Below are 3,191 nucleotides of genomic sequence, written 5' to 3'. Positions count from 1 at the left end.
CGCCGGAGTTGATCGAGTTCAGGTCGAACCAGAACGCCGAGATCATGTTCTTGGCGACCTGGCCGCGTACCAGGTCGGTCAGGTAGCGGGTCTCGATCCGCAGCGCGGTGTCGACGTCGACCTGGCTGCCCTCCACCGCGGCGGCCAGGATGTGGTGCGGCGCCGGCATGGGGGCGCCCTTGAGCTGCTTGCGCAGGTTGGCCGGAAAGGCAGGCAGCATCGCGGCGAAGGACGGGTTGGCCGGCGTCCCCCCGGGGATCTTGTATCCCTTGCGGTCCCAGGGCTGAGCCGGCATGGAGTTCGCGGCGATCCAGCGCCGGGCCGCGGCAAGCAGGTCTTCGGGCGAGCTGGCCAGCTCGTCGACGATCCCGGTGGCGACCGCGTCGGCAGGCGCCAGCCGCTGGCCCTGGAGCAGCAGCTTCATCAGGGCGTCGGCGATTCCGAGCATCCGGACGGTGCGGACCACCCCGCCGGCGCCGGGCAGCAGGCCGAGGGTGACCTCGGGAAAGCCGAACTCGGCCTTCGGACGCTCCAGCGCGACCCGGTGGTGACAGGCCAGCGCGATCTCCAGGCCGCCGCCCAGCGCGGAGCCGTTGAGGGCCGCAACCACCGGCCGGGGAAAGGTCTCCAGCCTGCGCAGCTCGCCCTTGAGCTTCTCGGCGGCGGCGAAGAACTCGGCCGCGGTCTCGTCGGTGACCTGGCTGAGCAGCCGCAGGTCGCCGCCGGCGAAGAAGGTGTCCTTGGCAGAGGTCAGGATCACCCCGGTGATCGCGTCCTGCTCGGCGTAGAGCCGGTCGACGATCGGGCCGAGGGACTCCCGGAAGGCGGTGTTCATGATGTTGGCGCGCTGCCCGGGATCATCCATGGTCAGCGTCACGATGCCGTCGGCGTCGCGGTCCCAGCCGATCATGCCGGTGGCGCCGGTCGTCCCGGCCAGGTCGGTGGTGCCGGTCATCAGACGCGCTCGACGATCGTCGCGACGCCCATGCCGCCCCCGACGCACAGCGTGGCCAGGCCGTACCGCTGGTCCCGGCGTTCCAGCTCGTCGATCAGGGTTCCGAGGATCATCGCCCCGGTCGCGCCGAGCGGGTGGCCCAGCGCGATCGCCCCGCCGTTGACGTTCACCTTCTCGGCGGGCAGGTCCAGGTCGCGCAGGAACTTCAGGACGACGGCGGCGAACGCCTCGTTGACCTCGAACAGCTCGATCTGCTCGCTGCCCAGGCCTGCCTTGGCCAGCGCCTTGCGGGCGGCCGGCGCCGGGCCGGTGAGCATGATCGTCGGCTCCTGGGCCACCACGCCGGTCGAGACGATCCGGGCTCGCGGGGTCAGGCCCAGCTCGGCGCCGGCCTGCTCGCTGCCGATCAGCAGCAGCGCCGCGCCGTCGACGATGCCCGAGGAGTTGCCCGCGGTGTGCACGTGGTTGATCGGGCCGACCCAGTGGTACTTCTGCTGGGCGACCGCGTCGAAGCCGCCCATCGAGCCGATGCCTTCGAACGAGGACGGCAGCTTGCCCAGCGTCTCGACGGTGGTGCCGGGCCGGGGGAACTCGTCATGGTCGAGCAGGGTGAGCCCGTTGCGGTCGCGCACCGGGACCAGCGACCGGCCGAACGCACCGTCGGCCTGCGCCTTGGCCGCCTTGGTCTGGGAGTCCGCGGCGAAGGTGTCGACGTCATCCCGGCTGAAGCCCTCCAGCGTGGCGATCAGGTCGGCGCTGATCCCCTGCGGAACGAAGCTGGTGGCGTAGGAGGTCTCCGGGTCCATTGCCCAGGCGCCGCCGTCGGATCCCATCGGGACCCGGGACATCGACTCGACCCCGCCGGCCAGCAGCAGATCCTCCCACCCGGAGCGGACCTTCTGGGCGGCCAGGTTGACCGCTTCCAGCCCGGAGGCGCAGAACCGGTTGACCTGGACGCCCGCGCCCGAGGTCGTCAGCCCGGCGGCGAGCGCGGCGGTGCGGGCGATCACTGCGCCCTGGTCGCCGATCGGGGACACCACGCCGAGGATCACGTCCTCGATCCGGGCCGGGTCCAGGCTCGGGTTGCGCCGCTGGATCTCGTCGATCAGGCCGACCAGCAGCGAGATCGGCTTCGCCTCGTACAGCGACCCGGTGTGCTTGCCACGGCCCCGCGGCGTGCGGATCGAGTCGTAGACGTATGCCTCGGTAGCCATCACCATCTCCTTGGACCCCGCTGTGTTACTACACGGTAACCGGGTGCCGTCCCGACCGCGCCTTTCGAGGTGGCGGGGCTGCCGGGCGCTGACGGCGGGGTTTCGCCGGGATGGCGCCGAGTTGGCGCGCCGAGTTGCGTCGGGGTGACGCCGAGTTGCGCCGGGATGGCGCCGAGTTGCGCCGGGATTGCACCGGGTCAGCCGGCGAGCAGGCCCGGCAGCTGGTCGAGGGCCGCCTGCCAGGCCGGGGCGGCCGGGTCGATCACCCCGAAGTGCCCGCTGGTCACCTCGACCAGGCTGGCGTCGTCACCGGCCGCCCGCGCCGCCTGCACGTAGTCCACGCTCTGGGAGAACGGCACCGTGTCGTCGTCGCGGGCGTGCAGGCAGCGGACCGGAACGCCCAGCGGCAACCGCTCCCGCGGGCTGGCCAGCCGGTAGCGGTCGGGGACCTCGTCCGGCATGCCTTCCAACAGCCGGGCCACCGCGCCGTCGCCGAGGTCGTCAGCGGCCCCCTGGATCAGATCCAGCACACCGGCCTGGGAGATCACCCCGGTCACCCGCACCCGGGGCGCCGCGCCCGGAGTGCCGGTAGGTAGGCCCGGCCGGCTGGCGGCCCAGGCAGCGAGGTGGCCACCGGCGGAATGCCCGATGGCCACCACCCGGTCCAGATCGAGGTCACTCAGCCCGGCGAGCAGGTCGATGCCGGCCGCCACGTCGGACAGGGTGGCCGGCCAGCCGCCGCCGTTGCCGACCCGGCGGTATTCCAGGTTCCAGGCGGCCCAGCCCCGGCCGGCGAGGTCAGCGGCCAGCGGCTGGCCCAGGTCGGCGGCGTACTGGGCCTTCCAGAACCCGCCGTGGATCACGACCACGGTGCCCGGCCGCCTTGGACCGGCCGGCCGGTACAGCTCGCCGTACTGGGATGGGTCGCTGCCGTAGTCGTGCCGGCTTACGCGCGGCGCCTGGTCGGTGTCCGTCACGGCGCCAGTCTGCCTGAGCGCACTTGAATCGGGTGGAAGGTGTGA

At 72.3% G+C, this 3,191-nt stretch carries 3 protein-coding genes; all 3 read right to left on the bottom strand.

The window, feature by feature from the left end; translation table 11 throughout:
• A partial coding sequence (locus tag VF612_RS13285; RefSeq protein ID WP_408660331.1) for an enoyl-CoA hydratase/isomerase family protein occupies window positions 1–955 on the bottom strand: 955 nt, incomplete at its 3' end.
• Window positions 955–2,169: an acetyl-CoA C-acetyltransferase gene (locus tag VF612_RS13280; RefSeq protein WP_408660330.1), complete on the bottom strand. Its 1,215-nt coding sequence runs from the start codon at window positions 2,167–2,169 to the stop codon at window positions 955–957. The genes VF612_RS13280 and VF612_RS13285, both read right to left, overlap by 1 nt.
• 197 nt (window positions 2,170–2,366) lie before the next feature.
• Window positions 2,367–3,146, bottom strand: a complete 780-nt coding sequence (locus VF612_RS13275; RefSeq protein WP_408660329.1) for an alpha/beta hydrolase family protein — start codon at window positions 3,144–3,146, stop codon at window positions 2,367–2,369.
• Window positions 3,147–3,191 lie beyond the last annotated feature (45 nt).

Source organism: Jatrophihabitans sp., from assembly GCF_036388195.1.
Lineage (GTDB): Bacteria > Actinomycetota > Actinomycetes > Mycobacteriales > Jatrophihabitantaceae > Jatrophihabitans_A.
This window is presented reverse-complemented; position numbering and strand designations above follow the sequence as displayed.

Bases quoted from the DNA above. Each gene is read 5' to 3' on its own strand.
- VF612_RS13280 (WP_408660330.1), bottom strand. From the start codon at position 2,169: ATGGCTACCGAGGCATACGTCTACGACTCGATCCGCACGCCGCGGGGC.